The sequence below is a fragment of the Pantoea sp. X-Soil-ISGK-285 genome (assembly GCF_059730815.1).
Genome location: NZ_AP035938.1, coordinates 1,404,074 through 1,425,055, shown reverse-complemented (window position 1 = coordinate 1,425,055; position 20,982 = coordinate 1,404,074). Strand labels below are relative to the sequence as shown.

Annotated in this window: 14 protein-coding genes; 5 read left to right on the top strand and 9 right to left on the bottom strand. The window is 55.9% G+C overall.

Features of this window, described 5'->3' with window-relative positions; all coding sequences use genetic code 11:
- Positions 1 to 8: 8 nt before the first annotated feature.
- Positions 9 to 2,624, bottom strand: coding sequence for an aminopeptidase N (gene pepN, locus AC6I8B_RS06640; RefSeq protein WP_033766848.1), 2,616 nt, complete (start codon positions 2,622 to 2,624; stop codon positions 9 to 11).
- A gap of 243 nt (positions 2,625 to 2,867) precedes the next feature.
- Between pepN and pncB the strand changes: the two genes are divergently transcribed.
- The 4 genes from pncB to AC6I8B_RS06620 all read left to right on the top strand — a co-directional run bounded on the left by pncB (position 2,868) and on the right by AC6I8B_RS06620 (position 8,464).
- Complete coding sequence (gene pncB / locus AC6I8B_RS06635; protein WP_010669771.1) at positions 2,868 to 4,073, top strand: nicotinate phosphoribosyltransferase; 1,206 nt, start codon at positions 2,868 to 2,870, stop codon at positions 4,071 to 4,073.
- Between the two features lie 157 nt (positions 4,074 to 4,230).
- A complete protein-coding gene (gene asnS / locus AC6I8B_RS06630) occupies positions 4,231 to 5,631 on the top strand; it encodes an asparagine--tRNA ligase (RefSeq protein WP_010254981.1) in 1,401 nt (466 codons plus the stop codon).
- 301 nt (positions 5,632 to 5,932) lie between these two features.
- The gene (gene ompC / locus AC6I8B_RS06625) at positions 5,933 to 7,039 is read left to right on the top strand and encodes a porin OmpC (protein ID WP_061901610.1); all 1,107 of its coding nucleotides are present in this window, start codon (positions 5,933 to 5,935) and stop codon (positions 7,037 to 7,039) included.
- 234 nt (positions 7,040 to 7,273) lie between these two features.
- Positions 7,274 to 8,464: an amino acid aminotransferase gene (locus tag AC6I8B_RS06620; protein ID WP_064704738.1), complete on the top strand. Its 1,191-nt coding sequence runs from the start codon at positions 7,274 to 7,276 to the stop codon at positions 8,462 to 8,464.
- Between the two features lie 42 nt (positions 8,465 to 8,506).
- Here AC6I8B_RS06620 and AC6I8B_RS06615 read toward each other — a convergent pair whose 3' ends face one another.
- The 7 genes from AC6I8B_RS06615 to cmoM form a co-directional block, all read right to left on the bottom strand.
- Positions 8,507 to 9,136, bottom strand: a complete 630-nt coding sequence (locus AC6I8B_RS06615; protein WP_157351811.1) for an MBL fold metallo-hydrolase — start codon at positions 9,134 to 9,136, stop codon at positions 8,507 to 8,509.
- Positions 9,137 to 9,175: 39 nt separating this feature from the next.
- A complete protein-coding gene (gene mepK, locus AC6I8B_RS06610) occupies positions 9,176 to 9,724 on the bottom strand; it encodes a peptidoglycan L,D-endopeptidase MepK (RefSeq protein WP_010254972.1) in 549 nt (182 codons plus the stop codon).
- A 185-nt stretch (positions 9,725 to 9,909) separates the two neighbouring features.
- Complete coding sequence (gene ldtD, locus AC6I8B_RS06605) at positions 9,910 to 11,721, bottom strand: L,D-transpeptidase (protein WP_497816201.1); 1,812 nt, start codon at positions 11,719 to 11,721, stop codon at positions 9,910 to 9,912.
- 147 nt (positions 11,722 to 11,868) lie between these two features.
- Positions 11,869 to 16,356, bottom strand: coding sequence for a chromosome partition protein MukB (gene mukB, locus AC6I8B_RS06600; RefSeq protein ID WP_497817618.1), 4,488 nt, complete (start codon positions 16,354 to 16,356; stop codon positions 11,869 to 11,871).
- Complete coding sequence (mukE, locus tag AC6I8B_RS06595; RefSeq protein WP_010669765.1) at positions 16,353 to 17,078, bottom strand: chromosome partition protein MukE; 726 nt, start codon at positions 17,076 to 17,078, stop codon at positions 16,353 to 16,355. Before mukE ends, mukB begins: the two co-directional genes overlap by 4 nt.
- A complete protein-coding gene (gene mukF / locus AC6I8B_RS06590) occupies positions 17,059 to 18,381 on the bottom strand; it encodes a chromosome partition protein MukF (protein WP_010254963.1) in 1,323 nt (440 codons plus the stop codon). Before mukF ends, mukE begins: the two co-directional genes overlap by 20 nt.
- A complete protein-coding gene (gene cmoM / locus AC6I8B_RS06585) occupies positions 18,378 to 19,163 on the bottom strand; it encodes a tRNA uridine 5-oxyacetic acid(34) methyltransferase CmoM (protein ID WP_031594104.1) in 786 nt (261 codons plus the stop codon). The genes mukF and cmoM overlap by 4 nt, the downstream gene beginning before the upstream one ends.
- Before the next feature lie 125 nt (positions 19,164 to 19,288).
- Between cmoM and elyC the strand changes: the two genes are divergently transcribed.
- A complete protein-coding gene (elyC, locus tag AC6I8B_RS06580) occupies positions 19,289 to 20,074 on the top strand; it encodes an envelope biogenesis factor ElyC (protein WP_157351805.1) in 786 nt (261 codons plus the stop codon).
- On the opposite strand, the gene AC6I8B_RS06575 is transcribed toward elyC, so the two are convergent.
- A complete protein-coding gene (locus tag AC6I8B_RS06575) occupies positions 20,054 to 20,947 on the bottom strand; it encodes a fructosamine kinase family protein (RefSeq protein ID WP_010669762.1) in 894 nt (297 codons plus the stop codon). The two genes, elyC and AC6I8B_RS06575, sit on opposite strands and share 21 nt — an antisense overlap.
- Positions 20,948 to 20,982: the final 35 nt, after the last annotated feature.

The window sequence follows — 20,982 nt, the reverse complement described above, 5'->3', positions numbered from 1 at the left end:
TTTAATTATCAGGCGTTCAGTGCCCGGGTAATTTTCTCGTAGAGGTCGCCAGAAAGTTTATCCAGCTCCAGCAGCTGCTCCAGCGCCTGGCGCATCATCGCCTGACGGCCTTCGTCATAACGTTTCAGGCGAATCAGCGGCTCCACCATCCGTGCCGCAACCTGCGGATTGCGGGTGTTAAGGTCGGTAAGCATCTCCACCAGGAACTTGTACCCGCTGCCATCTTTAGCATGGAAGGCGGCCGGGTTAGCCGAGGCAAAGGCACCCACCAGCGAGCGAACGCGGTTCGGATTACTCATGGTGAAGGAGCGATGATTCAGAAGCTGACGCACATTGCGCATCACGTTAGCGGCCGGACTGGTCGCCTGCAGCACAAACCATTTGTCCATCACCAGACCATCCTGATGCCAGCGCTCATCGTAAGCTGCCAGCAGCGCATCACGGCACGGTAACTGTGCCGCAACAGCAGCAGAAAGCGCCGCCAGCGCATCGGTCATGTTGGTCGCCTGGTGATACTGGGTCTGCACCAGTTTATCCGCCAGCTGCGCATCGCTGAAGGCGAGATAGGTCAGGCAGATATTTTTCAGGCTGCGCTGACCAATCGCGTCATGCTCCACGCGGTATTCAGGCTGCTGATTGGCGTTGTAGATCGCAAAAAACTCATCGGCCAGTTCGCGTGCCAGCGTGCGTTGCAGCGCGTCACGCACCAGCGCAATCGCCTGCGGATCGATAGTATCAAACAGCTCGGCAATCTCATTTTCCGACGGCAGCGTCAGAATCAGCGCGGTCAGTGCCGGGTCGCAGTCGGTATCCAGCAGCACCGCGCGGAAGGCGTCGGCGACATGCAGCGGCAGTGACAGATGCTGGCCCTGCTGATAGCGGGCGACATTCAGACGGATATAGGTCGCCAGCAGGCTCTGAGCCGCATCCCAGCGGGAGAAGTCGTTGCGTGCATGACGCATCAGGAAGGTGAGCTGAGCATCACTCCATTTGTAATCAAGCTTCACCGGGGCAGAGAATTCGCGCAGCAGCGACGGCACTGGCTGGAAGTAGACATTATCGAAAATAAAGGTCTGGAACTCCTCGGTGACATTCAGCACATGATGTACCGGATGACCATTATTCTGCAGCGGGATCACCTTGCCTTCGCCATCGTAGAGTTCAATATCCAGCGGGATATGCAGCGGCAGCTTCTCTTTCTGATCGGCAGTCGCAGGCGTGTGCTGCGTGACGTGCAGCGTATACTGCTCCAGCTCCGGGTTGTAATCGTCGCGCACGGTCAGCACCGGCGTACCGGACTGGCTGTACCAACGGCGGAACTGCGACAGGTCAACATTTGAAGCATCTTCCATCGCCTGAACAAAATCATCGCAGGTGGCGGCGCTACCGTCGTGGCGATCAAAATAGAGCTTCATGCCCTTCTGGAAATTCTCTTCACCCAGCAGGGTGTGCATCATACGGATCACTTCTGACCCTTTTTCATACACCGTCAGGGTATAGAAGTTGTTCATCTCGATGACCTGATCCGGACGGATCGGGTGTGCCATCGGGCTGGCATCTTCGGCGAACTGCGCACCGCGTACGATACGCACGTTATCAATGCGGTTCACCGCGCGTGAACCCAGATCAGAGCTGAACTCCTGATCGCGGAACACCGTCAGCCCCTCTTTCAGGCTGAGCTGGAACCAGTCGCGGCAGGTCACGCGGTTACCGGTCCAGTTGTGGAAATATTCGTGACCGATAACCGCTTCAATGCCCAGGTAATCTTTGTCCGTCGCCGTTTCCGCTTTAGCCAGCACATATTTGGCATTGAAGACGTTAAGGCCTTTGTTCTCCATGGCGCCCATGTTGAAGAAGTCCACCGCCACGATCATAAAGATGTCGAGGTCATACTCCAGACCGAAACGCTCTTCATCCCACTTCATGCTGTTTTTCAGCGACGTCATCGCCCAGTCGGCACGGTCGAGGTTACCGCGATCGACGAAGATCTCCAGCGCCACATCACGTCCTGAACGGGTAGTGAAGCTGTCGCGCAGCACGTCGAAATCGCCCGCCACCAGCGCAAACAGGTAGCAGGGTTTCGGGAACGGATCCTGCCACTTCACCCAGCTACGACCCTGCTCATCCCGGCCGCTGTCAATGCGGTTACCGTTGGAGAGCAGGAATGGATAACGCTCACCATCGGCATAAATGGTGGTGGTAAAGCGCGCCAGCACGTCGGGGCGATCGAGATACCAGGTAATATGACGAAAGCCTTCAGCCTCACATTGGGTGCAGAGCGCCTCGCCCGATTTGTACAGCCCTTCCAGCGCGGTGTTCTGGTCCGGGTGAATATCGTTAATAATTTTCAGGGTGAAGCTTTCCGGCAGCTGGCTGATGACCAGTGCGCCCTCTTCTTCACGGAAGGCCGTCCAGGCTTGCCCGTCGACCTCCAGCGCTATCAGCGTTAACGCTTCGCCGTCCAGTCGCAGCTCAGCCTGGCTGTCGCCCAGTCGTTTAACCTGGCTGATGGCCGTTACGCGGGTGGTGGACGCATCCAGTTCAAAAGTTAAATCGATATCGGTGATGGTGTACTCAGGCGCACGGTAGTCGTGGCGATACTTGATTTGGGGCTGTTGCGTCATATTGCGTCTCGCGTTGTTATAAGTTTACCGGCAAAGTCTAAGCTTGTTACTACAAGCTTGCCACGCACAATGCACCTAAAGGGTGAAATGGCTACACTTTGTTAACAATGGCACAGATTGGCCTCGACCCGCCCGTCTGAAATATGCTGTGATCGGCTTCAGATAGTGAATTATACTTTTGCGTCTTTATGACTGTGTACAACACCGGGCTCTGCGCCACCGAACAGGATGCTGAAACGCGCCATGACAGGACATGCTTCCCCGATACTGACCTCGCTGCTGGATACGGACGCCTATAAGCTCCATATGCAACAGGCCGTTTTCCACCGCTATCATGACATAACGGTGGCGGCGGAGTTTCGCTGCCGCGGCGACGAACTGCTGGGTCTCTACGCTGACGAAATTCGTGACGCGATAACCGCAATGCAACACCTGGCGCTGACTGATGATGAAGCGACCTGGTTGTCTCACCTTCCCTTCTTCCGGCAGGATTACCTCAGCTGGTTACGCCAGTTCCGCTATAACCCGGATCAGGTTGAGGTGCGCAATCATCATGGCAAGCTGGAACTCCGTATTCAGGGGCCGTGGCGAGAAGTGATCATGTGGGAGGTGCCGCTGCTGGCGCTGATCAGTGAGATTGTGCATCGTCATCGTACGCCACAGGTCACCACTCAGCAGGCACTTGACCACTTACATCAGAAACTCGGCGACTTTAAAGCTCAGGTGGCTGACCTCGATATGTCACGCTTCCGCCTGATGGATTTTGGCACCCGTCGTCGCTATTCGCAGGATGTGCAACAGTCGATCGTCTCAACGCTGAAACAGGAATTTCCGTGGCTGATTGGCACCAGTAACTATGATCTGGCGCGCCGTCTGTCACTGACGCCAGTGGGAACACAGGCGCATGAGTGGTTCCAGGCCTTCCAGCAGATCAGTCCGGTACTGGCCAACAGCCAGCGCGCTGCGCTACAGGCGTGGCTGGATGAGTATGACGATAAGCTGGGCATCGCCCTGACCGATTGCATCGCCATGGACGCATTCCTGCGCGATTTCGGCCCGGTGTTTGCCCGCCGCTACCAGGGACTGCGCCACGACTCCGGCGATCCGGTCGAATGGGGCGAGAAAGCGCTCGCCCACTACCAGAAGCTGGGTATCGATCCGCAAAGCAAACACCTGGTCTTTTCTGACAACTTAAATCTCGACAAAGCGCTGGCGCTTTACCGCCACTTTGGCCAGCGGACGAACGTCGTGTTCGGCATCGGAACCCGCCTCACCTGCGATATTCCGGGCGTGACGCCACTGAATATCGTTATCAAACTGGTGCAGTGCAATGGCAAGCCGGTGGCGAAACTCTCAGACAGCCCGGGCAAAACCATCTGCCAGGATAAAGCCTTTGTCAGGGCCCTGCGTAAAGCTTTTGATCTGCCGCTGGTGAAAAAAGCGAGTTAATCCTCTTCTTATCGGGGCGTTGATACGCCCCGCCTCTGCTGTAATAAATCTGCTTTCCCCCTGAATTTTGCTTGTTTCCTGAAGACTCGCAAGTAACATAGCAAAACCCCGGATGGGGCAACTTTTTTACTCACTTCTTCTATATAGAGAGATATTTATGAGCGTAGTGCCTGTAGCGGACGTACTGCACGGTCGCGTCGCGGTTGACAGTGAAGTCACCGTACGTGGTTGGGTGCGTACCCGAAGAGATTCCAAAGCCGGTCTTTCCTTCATCGCTGTCTATGACGGCTCCTGCTTTAATCCCGTTCAGGCTGTTGTCAATAATTCTCTGAATAATTATCAGGATGAAGTGCTGCGTCTGACCACGGGCTGTTCCGTTATCGTCACCGGTAAAGTGGTGGCCTCACCGGGTCAGGGCCAGGCGTTTGAGATTCAGGCGACCAGCCTGGAAGTCGTGGGCTGGGTGGAAGATCCCGACAGCTATCCGATGGCGGCGAAACGCCACAGTATCGAGTACCTGCGCGAAGTCGCTCACCTGCGTCCGCGCACCAACCTGATTGGCGCGGTCGCCCGCGTTCGCCACACCCTGGCGCAGGCGCTGCATCGCTTCTTCCATGAGAATGGCTATTTCTGGGTCTCGACGCCGCTGATTACCGCCTCCGATACCGAAGGTGCCGGCGAAATGTTCCGTGTCTCTACGCTGGATATGGAAAACCTGCCGCGTAACGATCAGGGCAAAGTTGACTTCAGCGAAGATTTCTTTGGTAAAGAGGCGTTCCTGACCGTTTCAGGTCAGCTGAATGGCGAAACCTATGCCAGCGCCCTGTCGAAGATCTACACCTTCGGTCCGACGTTCCGCGCAGAGAACTCCAACACCAGCCGCCATCTGGCGGAATTCTGGATGCTGGAGCCGGAAATCGCCTTTGCCTCACTGGATGATGCCGCTGCACTGGCCGAATCAATGCTGAAGTATGTCTTCAACGCGGTGCTGGAAGAGCGTGCCGATGACATGGCCTTCTTTGCTGAGCGGGTAGATAAAGAGGCGGTTGAGCGCCTGCAGCGTTTCATCACCACCGATTTCGCGCAGGTGGATTACACCGATGCGGTTGAGATCCTGATGAACTGCGGTCAGACCTTCGAAAACCCGGTTTCCTGGGGTATTGACCTCTCCTCTGAGCATGAGCGTTACCTGGCGGAGAAACACTTTAAAGCACCGGTGGTGGTGAAAAACTATCCGAAAGACATTAAAGCATTCTATATGCGCCTGAATGATGATGGCAAAACCGTGGCGGCGATGGATGTTCTGGCGCCAGGCATTGGTGAGATCATTGGCGGTTCACAGCGTGAAGAACGTCTGGATGTCCTGGATGCGCGTCTGGAAGAGATGGGTCTGAATAAAGAAGATTACTGGTGGTATCGTGACCTGCGTCGCTACGGTACCGTGCCACATTCTGGCTTTGGATTAGGCTTTGAACGTTTAATCGCCTATGTCACCGGCGTACAAAATGTCAGGGACGTAATCCCCTTCCCGCGCACCCCACGCAACGCGAGTTTCTGATATTCGGCATTAAATATAAGAAATTCATATATATAACGAGGTCGGCACTGCCGGCCTTTTTTTATTTTTGTAAATTTTGAGTTCTCTCACAAAGTTCCGTGTTTTTTACATTTTGTAATACATATTTTCTTACTGAAACAAGATTACGAGTTTAGTAGCATTTAAGCGCTAGAATTACGGCGGGTGGGATGGAAAGATGCGTGCAGACACAGGAAGACACCAAACTTCGTTCAGGGTTCCCGTAAAGATTTCCTGACGGCAGTGGCAGGTGTACAAATAACTCCAATGAGGGTAATGAATAATGATGAAGCGCAATATTCTTGCAGTGGTTATCCCTGCTCTGTTAGTAGCTGGCGCAGCAAACGCTGCAGAAATCTATAACAAAGACGGCAACAAACTGGACCTGTACGGTAAAGTGGATGCGCGTCACCAATTCTCTGATAGCGCTGGTGATGATGGCGATCAGACTTATGTGCGCTTCGGCTTCAAAGGCGAAACCCAGATTAATGACCAGCTGACCGGTTACGGCCAGTGGGAATACAACATTCAGGCGAACAAATCTGAAGGTGATGACGCACGGGACGGCACCAAAACCCGTCTGGGCTTCGCGGGTCTGAAATTCGGCGATGCCGGTTCAATCGACTACGGCCGTAACTACGGTCTGGTTTACGATGCAATCGGCTGGACCGATATGCTGCCAGTATTTGGTGGTGACTGGGGCGGCTCAGACAGCTTTATGAATGGTCGTAGCACCGGCCTGCTGACCTACCGCAACACCAACTTCTTCGGCCTGGTTGATGGCTGGGACTTTGCTGCTCAGTATCAGGGTAAAAACGAACGTACCGCAATCGATCGTGCTAACGGTGACGGCTATGCATTCTCAACTTCATATACCTTACCAATTGGTGTAGGCATTGTTGGTGCGTATAGCAGCAGCGACCGTACAAATTCGCAGGCAGCGGGTGTTGCTGTGAATGGTAACGTAGTTGGTCAGGGCAAACGTGCTGAGAACTGGGCAACCGCGCTGAAATATGATGCGAACAACGTTTACCTGGCAGCGCTGTACGGTGAGGGCCGTAACTCTTCCGTTATCGGCATCCCTGTAGCTAACACTACCGACTCAGTGACTGCATTTGCCAATAAGAGCCAGACTATTGAATTAGTTGCTCAATACCAGTTCGACTTCGGTCTGCGTCCATCCGTTGCATACGTGCAGCAGAAAGGCAAAGATATCGAAGGTATCGGCGATGCTGACCTGTACAAATACATCGACGTTGGCGCGACTTACTACTTCAACAAAAACATGTCTACCTATGTTGATTACAAAATCAACCAGCTGGATGACAACAACCCACTAAATCTGAACACAGACGACATTGTTGGTGTAGGTCTGGTTTACCAGTTCTAATTCCGCTTTAAGCATGTTTAAAAACGGGGCTAAGGCCCCGTTTTTTTATGGCTGCTATTCACCAGAACTCTGTTTTCTCACGCCCTTCTACTCCGCTTAAACGTCTGCATTTCCCCGTCGCCCAATCCACACTACAAAATGTATGAATTTGTCTCGCAAACGGTTGGCATTTGACTGGCCGGACGCTAACCTGAGAGCTCTTTTCGCTAAAGTTCACGCTAATGGACCTGACACATGTTTGAATCGATCTCTGCTGCACCCGCCGATCCTATTCTTGGGCTGGCCGATCTGTTTCGTGCTGACGACCGCCCGGAAAAAATCAATCTGGGTATCGGCGTCTATAAAGACGAAACCGGCAAGACCCCGGTGCTGACCAGTGTTAAAAAAGCTGAGCAATATCTGCTGGAAAATGAAACCACCAAAAACTATCTCAGCATTGATGGCCTGGCTGATTTTGCCCGCTGCACACAGGCCCTGCTGTTTGGCAACCAGAGCCCGCTAATCACCGCTGGCCGCGCTCGCACGGCTCAGACACCGGGTGGTACAGGCGCGCTACGCGTTGCAGCCGATTTCCTCGCCACGCAAACATCGGTGAAGCGGGTCTGGATCAGCAATCCAAGCTGGCCGAATCACAACAACGTGTTTAACGCTGCCGGTCTTGAGGTCTGTGAATACCACTATTACGACCCGGCAAACCATACGCTGGATTTCGATGGCATGGTCGCGTCACTGAAACAGGTTCAGCCAGGCGATGTGGTGCTGTTCCACGGCTGCTGCCATAACCCGACCGGTATCGACCCGACCGCCGAGCAGTGGCAACAGCTGGCGCAGCTGTCACAGGCCAATGGCTGGCTGCCGTTGTTCGACTTCGCTTACCAGGGTTTTGCCCGTGGTCTGGAGGAAGATGCAGAAGGCCTGCGTATTTTTGCCGCCTCGCATCAGGAACTGATCGTCGCCAGCTCTTACTCCAAGAATTTCGGCCTGTATAACGAGCGTGTCGGTGCCATCACGCTGGTTGCCGCCGATGCGAGCGTGGCAGATACCGCGTTCAGTCAGGTGAAGTACACCATTCGCGCGAACTACTCCAATCCGCCGGCACATGGCGCCGCCATCGTCGCCACCATTCTGGGCAACGATACCCTGCGTACCATCTGGGAGCAGGAGCTGTCGGACATGCGTCAGCGCATTCAGCGCATGCGCCAGCTCTTCGTAAATACCCTGGCGGAAAAAGGCGCACAGCGCGACTTCAGCTTTATTATTAAGCAGAACGGTATGTTCTCGTTCAGCGGCTTAACCAAAGAGCAGGTCATTCGCCTGCGTGAAGAGTTTGGCGTCTACGCGGTGAACTCAGGGCGGGTGAATGTGGCGGGCATGACGCCAGACAATATGTCGGCGCTGTGCGAAGCGATTGTCGCCGTGCTGTAAGCAGGATGACCGAATTGAAAAATGGGCCTGCTGGCCCATTTTTTATTGCAGGAAAGGATTACTGATGCGTTCATGCCCCAGCGTAGAAATCGGGCCGTGACCGGGCAGAAAAGTGACATCATCGCCCAGCGGCAGCAGTTTCGTGCGGATAGCATTGATTAACTGCTGATGATCGCCCTGCGGGAAGTCTGTGCGTCCCACACCACCATTAAAAATCACGTCACCTGAAATCAGTAAACGTCCTGGCCGATCGAAGAACACCACGTGGCCAGGCGAATGTCCCGGACAGTGCAGCACTTCCAGCGTGGTCAGCCCTACCTGTACGCTCTCCCCCTCTTCCAGCCAGCGATCGGGGGTAAAAGGCGCGCACTCATCAAGTCCGAACATCCGGCTCTGGGTAGGCAGCGCCTCCAGCCAGAATGCATCACGCTTTTGTGGTCCGACAATCGGAATCTGCCAGAAGGCAGCCAGCTCGACGGCGGCCCCGACGTGATCAAGGTGCCCATGGGTCAGCAGAATCCGGGAAGGTTTAAGCTGGCATTGTTCCAGCGTCTCTTTGATCAGATCGGCATCGCCGCCTGGATCAACCAGCGCGGCTTCACGAGTAGACTCGCACCAGATAACTGAACAGTTCTGGGCAAACGCGGTAACAGGAATAATGTGGTAATTCATAACGCTCCATGACCGGCTCACGCAGCGTTGCCGGTGTCATTACCAGTGCCTGATCGGCCCGGTATCAATATGTACAAAGTTACTGCGGGGATAATATCCTACACCACCCGCACGCAGAGATAACGCCGCTTTGCGTACATTGGCCAGAGAAACTCCTTCGATATGGAAATCCATTGCCTGTCCTTTGGTATGATAGCTGTGCTTTGCCACCCCAGGACCGCTCTCACGTAACATGTTGTTGGTTGCCAGTGAACGGTAGCCCGAAACCAGCTGTATCGGTTTACGCATTCCCAGCAGCGCCTGCAGGCGGAAGATTTGATCAAACAGGTGCGGATCGATGCTTTTCACTTTATTGGCGCGATAGTCACGGAAAAAGTGATTTAATCGTGACAACTCATCCTTGTCGTAACTCTTACCATTAAAAAACTCAGTTTTAAGGGTTTCACCGGTATGAAGATTATTAAGCATCAATACACGCGGGCGAGAGGTAGAAAGCGAGGCCCTTGCAGAAGCGGGTAATAATGCCAGACCGGCGGCGGCGCTACCGCACAGCAGTAGTTTGCGACGAAAAGAATCAATAGTAGACATGTAACGATTTACCTGAGAGTGAAGCCATAGAAATGTGCAAAAAGCGCACAGCCCGAACCATAACTTTCTCTCAGTAGAGCGTCAACCCATCTGCAACCTGTTTGCGTGGCGATCCCTGCAGGAATCGCCATTTGATAACATTTTTCTGAATAACCGGCCCGCCGCTAACGATTTAAAATCAATCACTAGAGCAGCAATTGCTCAGCCCGACTCAAAGCCTGGCTGCCCGAACGCGCGGTGTCATCATAATTGTAAATATCTGTGCGGAACTGTGGTTTGCCATCATCAGCGACCCACGCCGTCAGATAATAGAGATTGACCGGAATACGATGCCGAATGGGCACGTAGCGGGTGTCACCCTCTTTTAACGTACTGGAGATGCGGGCATCGTTCCAGCCCGCGTCCTGCAGTAATAAGCCCGCCAGTTCGGACGCTTTATTTACCCGGACGCAGCCTGAGCTGAGCGCGCGGATATCCCGCTGGAACAGGTTGTGGTTCGGCGTGTCGTGCAGATAGATCGCATCTGAGCTGGGCATATTAAATTTATAGCGGCCCAGCGCATTCGCCACACCCGGTGCCTGAATCAACCGATAGGGGAACGATGAAGCGGTGACCATGCGCCAGTCGATCATGCTGGGATCGATCACTTCAGCGTCAGCGCTCCAGCCCGACAGCAGGGTATAGCCATGCTTATAGAGATAGGTCGGATCCTGCTTCACTTTAGGAATGATATCTTTACGCACCAGCGTGGTCGGCACATTCCATGGCGGGTTCAGCACCACATTATTGAGTGCGCTGCGCATCAACGGCGTTTTGCGATCGGGACGCCCGACGATGACGCGTGATGAGAGGATCTTGTTGCCGTTGTTGTAATAAATCAGCGAGTAGTTGGCGATGTTCACCATAATGCCGTTGTGCATATCGTCCGGCAGCAGGCGCAGTCGCTGAATGTTCAGCGCCAGCAACGAAGCACGCATCTGCGGAGAGACGTTAAGCCACTGCCGCGTTCTGGCACCGATAGCACCGTCGCCATCCAGTCCCTGCCACTGCTGGAAACGCTTCACACCTGCCACCAGCGTCTCGTCATAGACATTGGCGGTATTCCCTTCCAGCGTCTGACTCTGAACGTTACCCGGCGAATGCAGTGAAGGCGCGGACAGATCGGTGACTGGCGCGGCGGAAGGGCTGACCGCAACCGGCTGGTCGCTGTGGGTCACTGGTGAGGCGGCCACCGGCACCGCATCGTCATCCGGTGCAGGTGCATTAACCTGCGCCGTTAACATGCCGCTGCGCTGCAGGATTTCACGCAGCGCCGGCACATCGTCACTGACCTGTCCCGGACGCAGCGTTTCACTGCTCTTCAGCTGCGGCCAGGGCTGCTTATCACCTAGCAGGGTTTTCAGCGCGGCGTGCATCGGCTGATACTGCGGGTGCTGCGGCTGCAGTGACGCAATAAACGTGTTGCCCGATCCTGCATTGACCGCGTTCTGCCATTGATTCACGACCGCCACCGACGGCTGTGTCAGCCGGTAGGGAACATTGCTGTAAAGCCAGGTTTCACCCTGCGTCGGCACATTAGAAACAAATTGCAGATAGCCCAGCATCGCATCGGACAGCGCGACATCCCGGGCAAAGCCGGTGATCGCCGGGTTAGTCAGACGCTCAATCCAGCGCGTGAATTGTGGCTGAACACCAGAAAGTGCCACTTCAGCCAGCTGCTGCTGAAATTTTTGTATCGCCTGAGGATCCTCCCAAAGCGGCTGCATATGGCGGGATGCATAGAGCGTCGCCAGCGGTGCCAGATAAAACGGCTGATCGGCGCTGGAAAACGCCTGCCGGATGCGTTGCTGACTTTCGGAAACGGAGATAGCCGCCTGCGTTGTCCCGGGCAAAGCGGCGATGACAGCGGCCTGCGGTAGCGTAAATGGAACAACGGTTAGCGCCAGCGCTAACAATGATAGAACGCGATGATGATTTAATTTTTTTACCAGCAACATCCCTGCCCCCTTGTTTTTCAACTTCGCAGTGTTCCCTGTATCCACTGCGACCGCGCCGTGACTCATCATGTGAGTATACAAACAAAAACGGCATTTGCCTCATGCGACAAATGCCGTAACCAGATTAACGAATGGTTCAGTTTTTGACTACGTTTCCGCCTGCGAATTTTCAGCGGTTAAATCGGGCAGCGCATCTGCGTCGCTTCCCGCCCGCACCGGCGAAGGATCGGCAGCAAAACCACGCAGACCGACCACATGCACATGCTCGGTGTTATTAAACACCTTACGCACCAGTTTGTAGGTCGTGCCTTTTTCCGGACTGATATTCTCCGGTGCTGCAATCACCAGCTGCATCTCCAGTCGCTCACAGAGTTCAAACAGCGTGGCGATGGAACGGGCATCAAGACGGGCCGCTTCATCAAGAAACAGCAGTCGGCATGGCGAAATATCTTTGCCGCGCAGACGACGGGACTCTTCTTCCCAGCTCTGCACTACCATCACCAGAATGGACATACCGGTACCGATCGCTTCACCGGTTGAGAGCGCCCCGCTCTCTGCGCGCAGCCAGCCATCGGAACCACGGTTAACTTCCACTTCCATCTCCAGATAGTTGCGGTAGTCCAGCAGCTCCTCACCGATGGTCTGCGGCGTACGCTGCCCCATGTCGATATGCGGATTAAGACGCTGGTAGAGCTTCGCCAGCGCCTCCGAGAAGGTCAGGCGATTGCTGTTAAAGAGATCCTGATGCTGCTCGTGCTCTTCCGACAGCGTATCCAGCAGCATGGCGTGGGTTTCACGCACGTTCACGTTGAGCCGCACGCTGCGTACCTGACCAAAGCTGACGGTCTGAAGACCCTGGTTGAGCTGGCGGATACGGTTCTGTTCACGCTGGATCGTTTTACGGATGATGTTGGCCGCACTGCGCGAACTGATTGCCAGCATCTGCTCACGCGCCGTCAGCTCTTCCGTCAGACGGTTCAGTTCGATTTCCATCTGCTCAATTGCTTCGACCGGATCGTCAGTCCGAATAATATCCTGACGAATACGCTCGCGCAGATGCTGATAAACCGCAATAAAGAACTGAATTTTACGTTCCGGACGTTTTGGATCTTCCGAGAGTCGCAGCACGTCGCGCAGATGTTCGTTGTCCGCTACCGCCAGACGCAGCGCACCCAGCGCTTTATCCGACATAGAGCGCAGCTCATCGCCGCTCAGGTAGGCCAGTTCACGGCGATGCAGACGACGCTCAACGCCATTCTCTTTCACCAGACGCAGTACAGTACACCAGCCCGCTTTGGCGCTGACCACCTGTTCACGCACCTGATGATACTGACGCTCCAGCTGACGCAGTCGCTTCTGCAGGTTATCCATCTCCGCTTCGCAGAAGGTGAGCTGTTTCTCCAGCTGATTGCGGCGGGCGCGGTTATGACTCAGTGCCGTGTAGAGTTCGTCACGGCGAACACGCGCGCGTTCTTCCGCGCTGCTGTCAGCCTGGACGCCAATGTCCTGCATCTCCTGCTGCAGCTCTTTCAGCATGTCGCGCTTGGCGTCATAGGCGCTTTTCAGCGAGGCCAGCACCTGGGAGTATTGCGTCAGCTGCGCCTGATGTTCACGCAGGCGATCACGACTGCGGCTGCGTTCGCCCTCAGCCTGCTCCAGACGCTGACGCAGCTTATCGCTGAGATCGTTGTTGCCGTTGAGCATGCTGGCCGAGTCGTCGTAGCTGAAGTGGGCGCGACGCTGCACCACTTCTGTCAGGGCAAAGGCCTGCTGACGGGCGTTGCGCTGCTGCTGCTGCGCCTGCTGATAATCCGCCTGTAACTGCTCATGCTGTTCAGGATCGCTCTGCAGCACGGCGATGATCGGTTCCAGCTTCGCCAGCTTAGCGCCATGCTGATGCAGGAAGCGCGCCGCTTCCTGTGCGGCATCGACCTGCTCGCGGATCTCTTCGCAGCGATCGCCCAGCGTCTCATCCAGCAGCAGATTGACGCGTGGCAGCAGCCGGTTTAACTGTGATACGCCCTCTTTGGCCAGCTCATACTGCTGACGCTGCTGCTGATTGTTGCTCTCATGCTGATTCAGCGCACGCTCCAGCTCACCCCGGCGTGCGCCGAGCTGACGGATCTGGGCTTCCGGATCGGCGTCAAAGGCGACGGCCAGATGACTGCCGATAAAGCGGCTGAATGACTGATGCAGACGCTGCGTTTTCTGCACGTCGAACGACAGCGTGGCGTAGCGTTCGGCCAGCTTATCGCGCTCAAGGTGCAGCAGCTCCAGCTGATTCTCACGCGCCGCGCGGCCAAACAGCGGGATTTTCGGGAAGCGGGAGTAGCGCCACTGACGCTCTGCCACCTTCACCACCACCGCATTCTGCAGTTCATCGACGCTGAAGACGCTGTCATCGAACGACTGCGGATCACCCTCGATCAGGTAGAGATCTTCCGGACACTCTTCCAGACCATCCAGCAACTCACGAACGCGGGAGAGATCCGGCACCACAATCGCATGACGCGACGGACCGTAGAGCGCCGAGAAGTAAGGCGCATCATCCAGCGTCACATCATCGTAAATCTCTGACAGCAACACGCCGCCAAAACGTTCAGCAAGCTGGGTCAGGCGCGCATCTTCGGCACCGCCCGGCTGGCTGAGCCGCTCAATCTGCCGCTCGATATCGCGTTTACGCGCCGCCACTTCGTCGCGCTCGACGGTGGTTTCACGCTCACGCTCCAGCAACTGCTGCATATATTCGGTCACGTCCTGGCTGCTGTTCAGCGCCTGGCCGGTCTGTTCGCTGAGCTGGGTCAGGATCTCCTGCGCCGCCAGCCAGTGTGGCGCACGGGCGGTCAGGCTGGTGATGCGTTCACGCAGCTGCTCCAGCTCCTGGCGCATCATCATGCGCTGTTCACCGGCGTCGGAGACGCTGCTATTCAGCTGTTCAATCTGTGCTTCAAGCTCCTGCTGCAGGCCTGCCAGCGCATCCGCTTCATAATGCTGCCCCTGACGCTTGCAGAATTCCGCCAGCAGACGCTCCGCCTCATGCTGTTCGCGCAGACGCTGTTCCAGCTCATTGAGACGCAGACGCAGCGAAGAGAGCTGTTCGGCGTGATGACGCTGGTTGCTGGCATCACGCAGCAGTTCGCGGCCGGTTTGCCAGGCGTCCTGACGGGTCACGTCACCGGCAATGCTGGTCACCAGCGCCAGCGCCTGTTCAAACTGACTGTGCGCCGCTTCCGCTACGCTCAGCTTCTGCTCCAGGCGCAGCAACCGTTCTGTCGCCTCTTCCTCTTTGGCCTGGAAGCTTTCCTGCCATTCAGCCGCATTTTCAATGCTCAGATCGGGCAGCTGGCAAAGCGTGCGGGCGCGTTCCAGCGCCTGCAATGCCTGCTGATACTGGATAGCGCGGGTTTGCTGCACGTCGAGCGCCTGCTGGAAATCGGCCAGCTGACTTTTCAGCTCATCCACTTCCAGCTCAGCCGCTTCGGCACGCGCTTCATTCTCTTCCTGAATTTCACGCGCTTCTGCGACCACTTCGGTCTGCTCTTCCAGCCGCAGCGTCAGATCTTCGATATCCGCATCGTAGCGCTCAATCTTCTCCTGCTGACGCATCGCCGTCTGTACCAGGTTCAGGTGATCGCTGGCGGCCTGATAATCGACTTCAAGATCGTTTTCTGCACCATTGTGCTCGGCCAGTTCGCGCGCCATCTCAACATGACGATACTGCTCGGTGGCGAGCTGCTTGCGGCTGCTGAACAGCTCGTTGCGCAGCTGTAACGCGCTGTCGAGGTGTCCCCGACGCTCGTTGGCGTGGCGCATATAGTCAGCCGAAACGTAGCTGGTCGCCTCGGAGATGAGATGCTTGAAGAGATCGCGGTCAGACTGGGTAACGCGGATCGCCTCCAGCGTCATGCGGTTCTCGCGCAGCGCGGCTTCCATATCCTGGAACGCTTTGCGCACGCCACTGTTTTCAGGCAGCAGGTAATCACGCAGCGATCGGGTGATGGCGCTGGAGATACCGCCATACAGCGAGGCTTCAATCAGACGATAAAACTTGCTGCGATCGCTGGCAGAGCGCAGACGACGCGGCACCACACCAAGATCAAACAGCATGGCGTGATAATCGGTGACTGAGTTATAGGCGCGGAACTGTACCCCTTCCTGCGCCTCAACCCGCTCTTTGACTTCGTTCAGCGGTAATACGCGTGCCTGACGGCTGTTAAGCACTTCCGTCAGCATATCGGTTGGGTTGGTGTCGGTGGGCAGGCCATGAATACTGAATGGCTTGATATCGACCTTTTTATCGCGTCCGGCGACCTGTTGCAGACGGACACCGACCACGACACGCTGATGGCGTGAGTTCACCACATCCAGCATGGAGTAGCAGACCCCAGCCCGCAGTTTACCATGCAGACCCTTGTCACGGGATCCTGATGTCGCGCCCGCTTCGGTGGTATTACGGAAGTGCAGCAGCGTTAAATCGGGGATCAGCGCGGTGACAAATGCCGCCATCGTGGTGGACTTACCCGCACCGTTACCGCCTGACAGCGTGGTCACTAATTCATCGAGATCAAAGGTACGGGCAAAAAAGCCGTTCCAGTTGATCAGCGTAAGCGAACGAAACTTTCCGCGCTCAATCATGCCTGTTCTTCCTCTGCGTTCTCACTCGCGTCGCCTTCCTGTCCTTCACCGTCATCGGTGTCGACCGGTGCTGTCGCGTTTTCCAGTAGCATGGCCTCGCCATCACGAATCAGACGAAGCTGCGCTTCACGGGCGTCATCACCGCCGCGCACGTCGGCACCAAAGCGGAACACCGATTCCGTGATGCGGAACTTGCTGCTGTCGTTGCCGAAAAACCACACCATGCCAAGGCGACGCAGGCGGCTCAGAGAGGCGCGCACTTTCTCCTGCAGTTTGGTGCGATCCAGATCCGAACCGGTTGAACGCTGGTTGACCAGCTTCAGCAGGCGGTTCTCATCGGCCAGAGAGAGCAGTTCGTCGTACAGCTCCTGCTGGGTGAAGATACCTTCATTGGCCAGTCGTTCCGGGCTGAGATAGAGATAGCAGAGAATCTTCCCGACCATCATGTCCAGTTCAGAGAGCACGGAACGCGGAATCAGCGTGGTTGAACGCGGACGCAGATAGAAAAAGCCTTCCGGCGCACGAATTAACTCAACGTTATAGCGGCTGTAAAACTCTTCGAGAAACGACTGGTAGTCCATCAGAAAAGCGTGATTATCCAGCTCTTCGATACCGATATGGCGTCCGGCGCGTAACTGGCTGTCCAGCGCAGGAAAAATCGGGTTGGCCAGTGCCTGTGCCAGCTTAACCGGCATCACTTGTTCAATATTTGTCGATGACATGTGCCTGCACCTTGGCTCCGTAATCATTGATGGCTTGCCATTCCACAGGCAAACCGGCTAAATCAGCTTCCGCTACGCCAAGGCGCACCGCCTGATCCACCACAATACGCGCCAGATCGAAATGGCGGGCTCGGGGATACTGGGCCAGGTAGTCGCGCATCACTGACGCGAGGTTGAGCGGTTTTTGTTGCGATTTGTAGACCTGCAGCGCTTCTTCAATCATCGCTGCCAGCTGTTCGCGGATTTCGTTGATCTCTTCGTACTCCATCTCCGGCGGCAGTTCACCCATCACTTCGTCGTTACGCAGCGTCAGCGCCTCATCACGCATGTCATACAGGCGGTCGGCGTTGGCATAGGTCAGCGCCCAGGGCGCGTCGAAGTAATTCTGCACCGATACCCGCAGGCGCTGCGCAAAGACGCGGTTTTTATCCATGTCGATGGCGGTACGAATAAATTTATGGACGTGGCGGTCATAGCCGATCCAGAGGTCAATCGCCTGCTGGCCCCAGCTGGTAATACGGTCGAGTTTGCTTTGCAGATCAAACACCAGCTTATCGACGAAGCCCAGATCGGGACTGTCCAGCGTGGCATCCTGAATGCGCAGCAGATTTTCCTGAAGTTTGTCGCCTGCGGCTTCCAGCGTATCCTGCAGTTCACGCAGCGTCCCTGAGGTTTCAGAAAGCAGCATTTCACAGCTGGAGATGGCCGCGCGCCAGTCTTTGTTCAACAGTTCGGCGATATCATTTTTAACCGCCTGCTGCTGTTCATCCATCAGACGCTGGGTCATATCGATGCTGTCGAAGATCTCCGCCACGGAATATTTCAGCGGCGCGAAAACATTGCGGTGCCAGTGAAACTCATCGCCGTTTTCCTGCGCGGCATCGGCTGCCCGCTTAAGCTCATTGGCCACAATCGACAGCTGCATCGACAGGCGCAGGGTCGAGAACTCACGCTGACGGATGTAATAGTCAGTGATGCCGATCGCCAGCGGCGTCAGGCGATAGATGGCATTGCCTTCCGTGATTTCGCTGGTAAAACGGTTGAGCAGGCGCTGTCGCACCATGTCGTTGATGGCGTTGTTGGCACGAACCAACACGGTTTCATGGGTTTGTTCGAAAGCTTTACTGACGTGACGGAAAGCATCAATCAGATCGCCTTCGCTCATTTCGCCATCCATCCGCTCACCGTTGAGGGTGGCGATAGCCAGCAAAAAGGCCAGACGTTCCACTGGCAGCGCAAGGGAAAAGTCATTTTTGCGCGCCCAGGAGACCAGTTCAGGTACCGTCTGGGAAAATTCACTCATAATTCGTCCTTCTGCCCGGGTTTACGCGCGGTCACGTGGATGTAGCGCCCTAAGCTCAAAAAGGGTTCCTGACGGCAGTAACGCCGCTCCATCTCAATAATTTCGTCGTCGCTTTTTGGCTCGCCCTTCGGCGGCTTCATGTAGTCACTGAACACCCGGATCCCGGCACGCTGCTCAATCACAAAGCCACACGCCTCCAGCCAGCGATAGACCTGCTCGGGGTCGCGCGGATAGTCAGGCGACAGCGTTCGCTTTTTGCGTTTGGTCAGGTTGGTGCGCAGATAGCCGAAGTTACCCAGCGTTAAGGTGCGCAATGTCAGGCCGTGCAGATTGTAAAACATCAGCGACATGACGCCCCCCGGACGCAGCAGATCGAACAGCGCTTTCAGCACCTTCTCCGGTTCAGCGACCCACTCAAGCACAGCGTGGAACAATACCAGATCCACCGGCTTATCCAAATGTTCGCCCACCTGCTGAGCGCTAATTTGTCTGAATTGCATGTTGTGGCTCACACCCTGTGCCGCTGCATTTTCCGCGGCCCGGCGCAGCATCTCGCTGGAAAGGTCGCACAGCAGAACCTGATGGCCCTGCGCAGCAAGCCCGCTGGAGACCTGGCCGACACCGCCGCCAGCATCCAGCACCGACAGCGGGTGCGGTGACAGACCGGGCACTATCTTCTCCAGCTCATCCCAGAGGATGGCCTGGCGTATCTTCCCTTTAGTGGTGCCGTAAATATTTTGCGAAAATTTATCCGCGAGATCGTCAAAGTTACGATCCTGCATGGCATGCGCTCCGGTATGCTGCGGTGAGACTTGTGCTATTTTGTCACAGGCACCAGAAGAATGAACCTTTCATCCCCATCTTCCCTTCCGGGTGCTCTATTTTCGGACAACAGGACTCTTTTTTGATGTTATTTACCCTTAAAAAAGTTATCGGCGGGCTGCTTTTACCCCTGCCGTTTCTGCTTTTGCTGATGGCGCTTGGCATTTTACTGCTTTGGTTTACTGGCTGGCAGAAAAGCGGCAAAACCGTGATCTCCGTCAGCTGGCTGTTACTGCTGCTGCTGAGCCTGCAACCGCTGGCCGATCGTCTGCTTTTGCCGCTGGATAGCCGCTATCCGACCTGGAACGGATCAGAGAAGGTGGACTTCATTGTGGTGCTGGGCGGAGGCTACACCTTTAACCCGGCGTGGGCACCCAGCTCGAACCTGCTGAATAACAGTCTGCCGCGCGTGGCAGAAGGCGTTCGTCAGTGGCAGCGGAATCCGCAGTCGACGCTGATTTTTACCGGCGCAGCGGGCGGCACCAATCCAAAGAGTAGTGCCTGGGTAGCGGCACAGGTGGCGGAAAGTCTGGGCGTTCCCCGCGAACATATTCAGATTCTCGACCAGCCCCGTGACACCGCGGATGAAGCGCAGGCAGTTAAAACCGTGGTGGGCGATCGCCCGTTTCTGCTGGTCACATCCGCGAATCATATGCCGCGGGCAATACGCTTTTTCCACGCGATCGGGTTGAAGCCGATGGCCGCTCCCGCTAATCAGCTGGCGATTACGTCACCGCTGAATGGATGGGAACGGGCGATACCCTCATCGATCTGGCTGAGTCACAGCGAACGTGCGGTCTACGAAACGCTTGGCACACTATTGCAACGGCTGAAAGGCGAGGAATCGGACTCAGCCGAGCCAGGGAAGTAATTGCGCGCGTGCATGGTCAAAACGTGGACGATTAAACGTGCCGGTCTGTACCAGATGCTCAATGCAGTCCCACAGTTGATAAACCCACCGACGCCAGACAAAACCCTCTGAAACCGGCGCCCGTTGCAGGTAATTGTGCAGCAGCGCCGTTTCGGCAGGCGAGGTATCCAGATGGATAAGATCGTATTCACGGGGTGCCCAGAGGATGGTGCCCGGCTGTGTCATCGCGATTAACTGGTCACTGCGGCTATCTTTCAGCATGCTCTGCAGCTGAATGTTGCCGTGAACCATCACACAGGGATCGTCGAAGCCGCGAAACAGATACGCCAGTCGCGCCCGGCAGCGAAACAGAATCTGGCGATCTTCCAGCGTAAAGGCTGGCGGACGCAGATAGCTCAGGGTCGCCCATAGCACCTCAACCCGTTGTGCATACCAGGCGGGCCAGCTGTTCTGCTGCGTGCTGTCCACCGTACCGACCAGGCCATGGCTGTCGAGCCGGTGCCAGGCCAGCACTCCCTCGACCACCTGTTCGCAAAACTGTTGCCAGCGCTGAGCATCCCGCGCAGGTGCCTCCGCCGTCACGCCATTCAGTCGCGCCAGCAGGAGCATTTCATGCACCGGCGGCTGCTGGCTCATCACCAGACCATAGACCGCTGGCACGGCGATCAGTCCGGCCTGGCCCAGCAGCGCCAGCTTTCTGGCTTCCATCGCCGCCCGGCCCTGATGACGAAAATATTTCGCCACCACCGGCATGGGGCGCCCATCCCGATCGTATAACGCATAAAGCCGGGTGGGTGGATGTTCACTGATCATTTCGAGGCGGCTGATGGTTTCACCCAGCGCCAGCGTGAGTTCCGATTTAAGCTGTTCCATGCGGCATCCTCCTCAGATGAGTATCACAATATCCT

Bases quoted from the DNA above. Each gene is read 5' to 3' on its own strand.
- elyC (WP_157351805.1), top strand. From the start codon at position 19,289: ATGTTATTTACCCTTAAAAAAGTTATCGGCGGGCTGCTTTTACCCCTG.
- cmoM (WP_031594104.1), bottom strand. From the start codon at position 19,163: ATGCAGGATCGTAACTTTGACGATCTCGCGGATAAATTTTCGCAAAAT.
- ldtD (WP_497816201.1), bottom strand. From the start codon at position 11,721: ATGTTGCTGGTAAAAAAATTAAATCATCATCGCGTTCTATCATTGTTA.
- mukB (WP_497817618.1), bottom strand. From the start codon at position 16,356: ATGATTGAGCGCGGAAAGTTTCGTTCGCTTACGCTGATCAACTGGAAC.
- mepK (WP_010254972.1), bottom strand. From the start codon at position 9,724: ATGTCTACTATTGATTCTTTTCGTCGCAAACTACTGCTGTGCGGTAGC.
- mukE (WP_010669765.1), bottom strand. From the start codon at position 17,078: ATGTCATCGACAAATATTGAACAAGTGATGCCGGTTAAGCTGGCACAG.
- AC6I8B_RS06620 (WP_064704738.1), top strand. From the start codon at position 7,274: ATGTTTGAATCGATCTCTGCTGCACCCGCCGATCCTATTCTTGGGCTG.
- mukF (WP_010254963.1), bottom strand. From the start codon at position 18,381: ATGAGTGAATTTTCCCAGACGGTACCTGAACTGGTCTCCTGGGCGCGC.
- pepN (WP_033766848.1), bottom strand. From the start codon at position 2,624: ATGACGCAACAGCCCCAAATCAAGTATCGCCACGACTACCGTGCGCCT.
- AC6I8B_RS06615 (WP_157351811.1), bottom strand. From the start codon at position 9,136: ATGAATTACCACATTATTCCTGTTACCGCGTTTGCCCAGAACTGTTCA.
- pncB (WP_010669771.1), top strand. From the start codon at position 2,868: ATGACAGGACATGCTTCCCCGATACTGACCTCGCTGCTGGATACGGAC.
- AC6I8B_RS06575 (WP_010669762.1), bottom strand. From the start codon at position 20,947: ATGGAACAGCTTAAATCGGAACTCACGCTGGCGCTGGGTGAAACCATC.
- ompC (WP_061901610.1), top strand. From the start codon at position 5,933: ATGATGAAGCGCAATATTCTTGCAGTGGTTATCCCTGCTCTGTTAGTA.
- asnS (WP_010254981.1), top strand. From the start codon at position 4,231: ATGAGCGTAGTGCCTGTAGCGGACGTACTGCACGGTCGCGTCGCGGTT.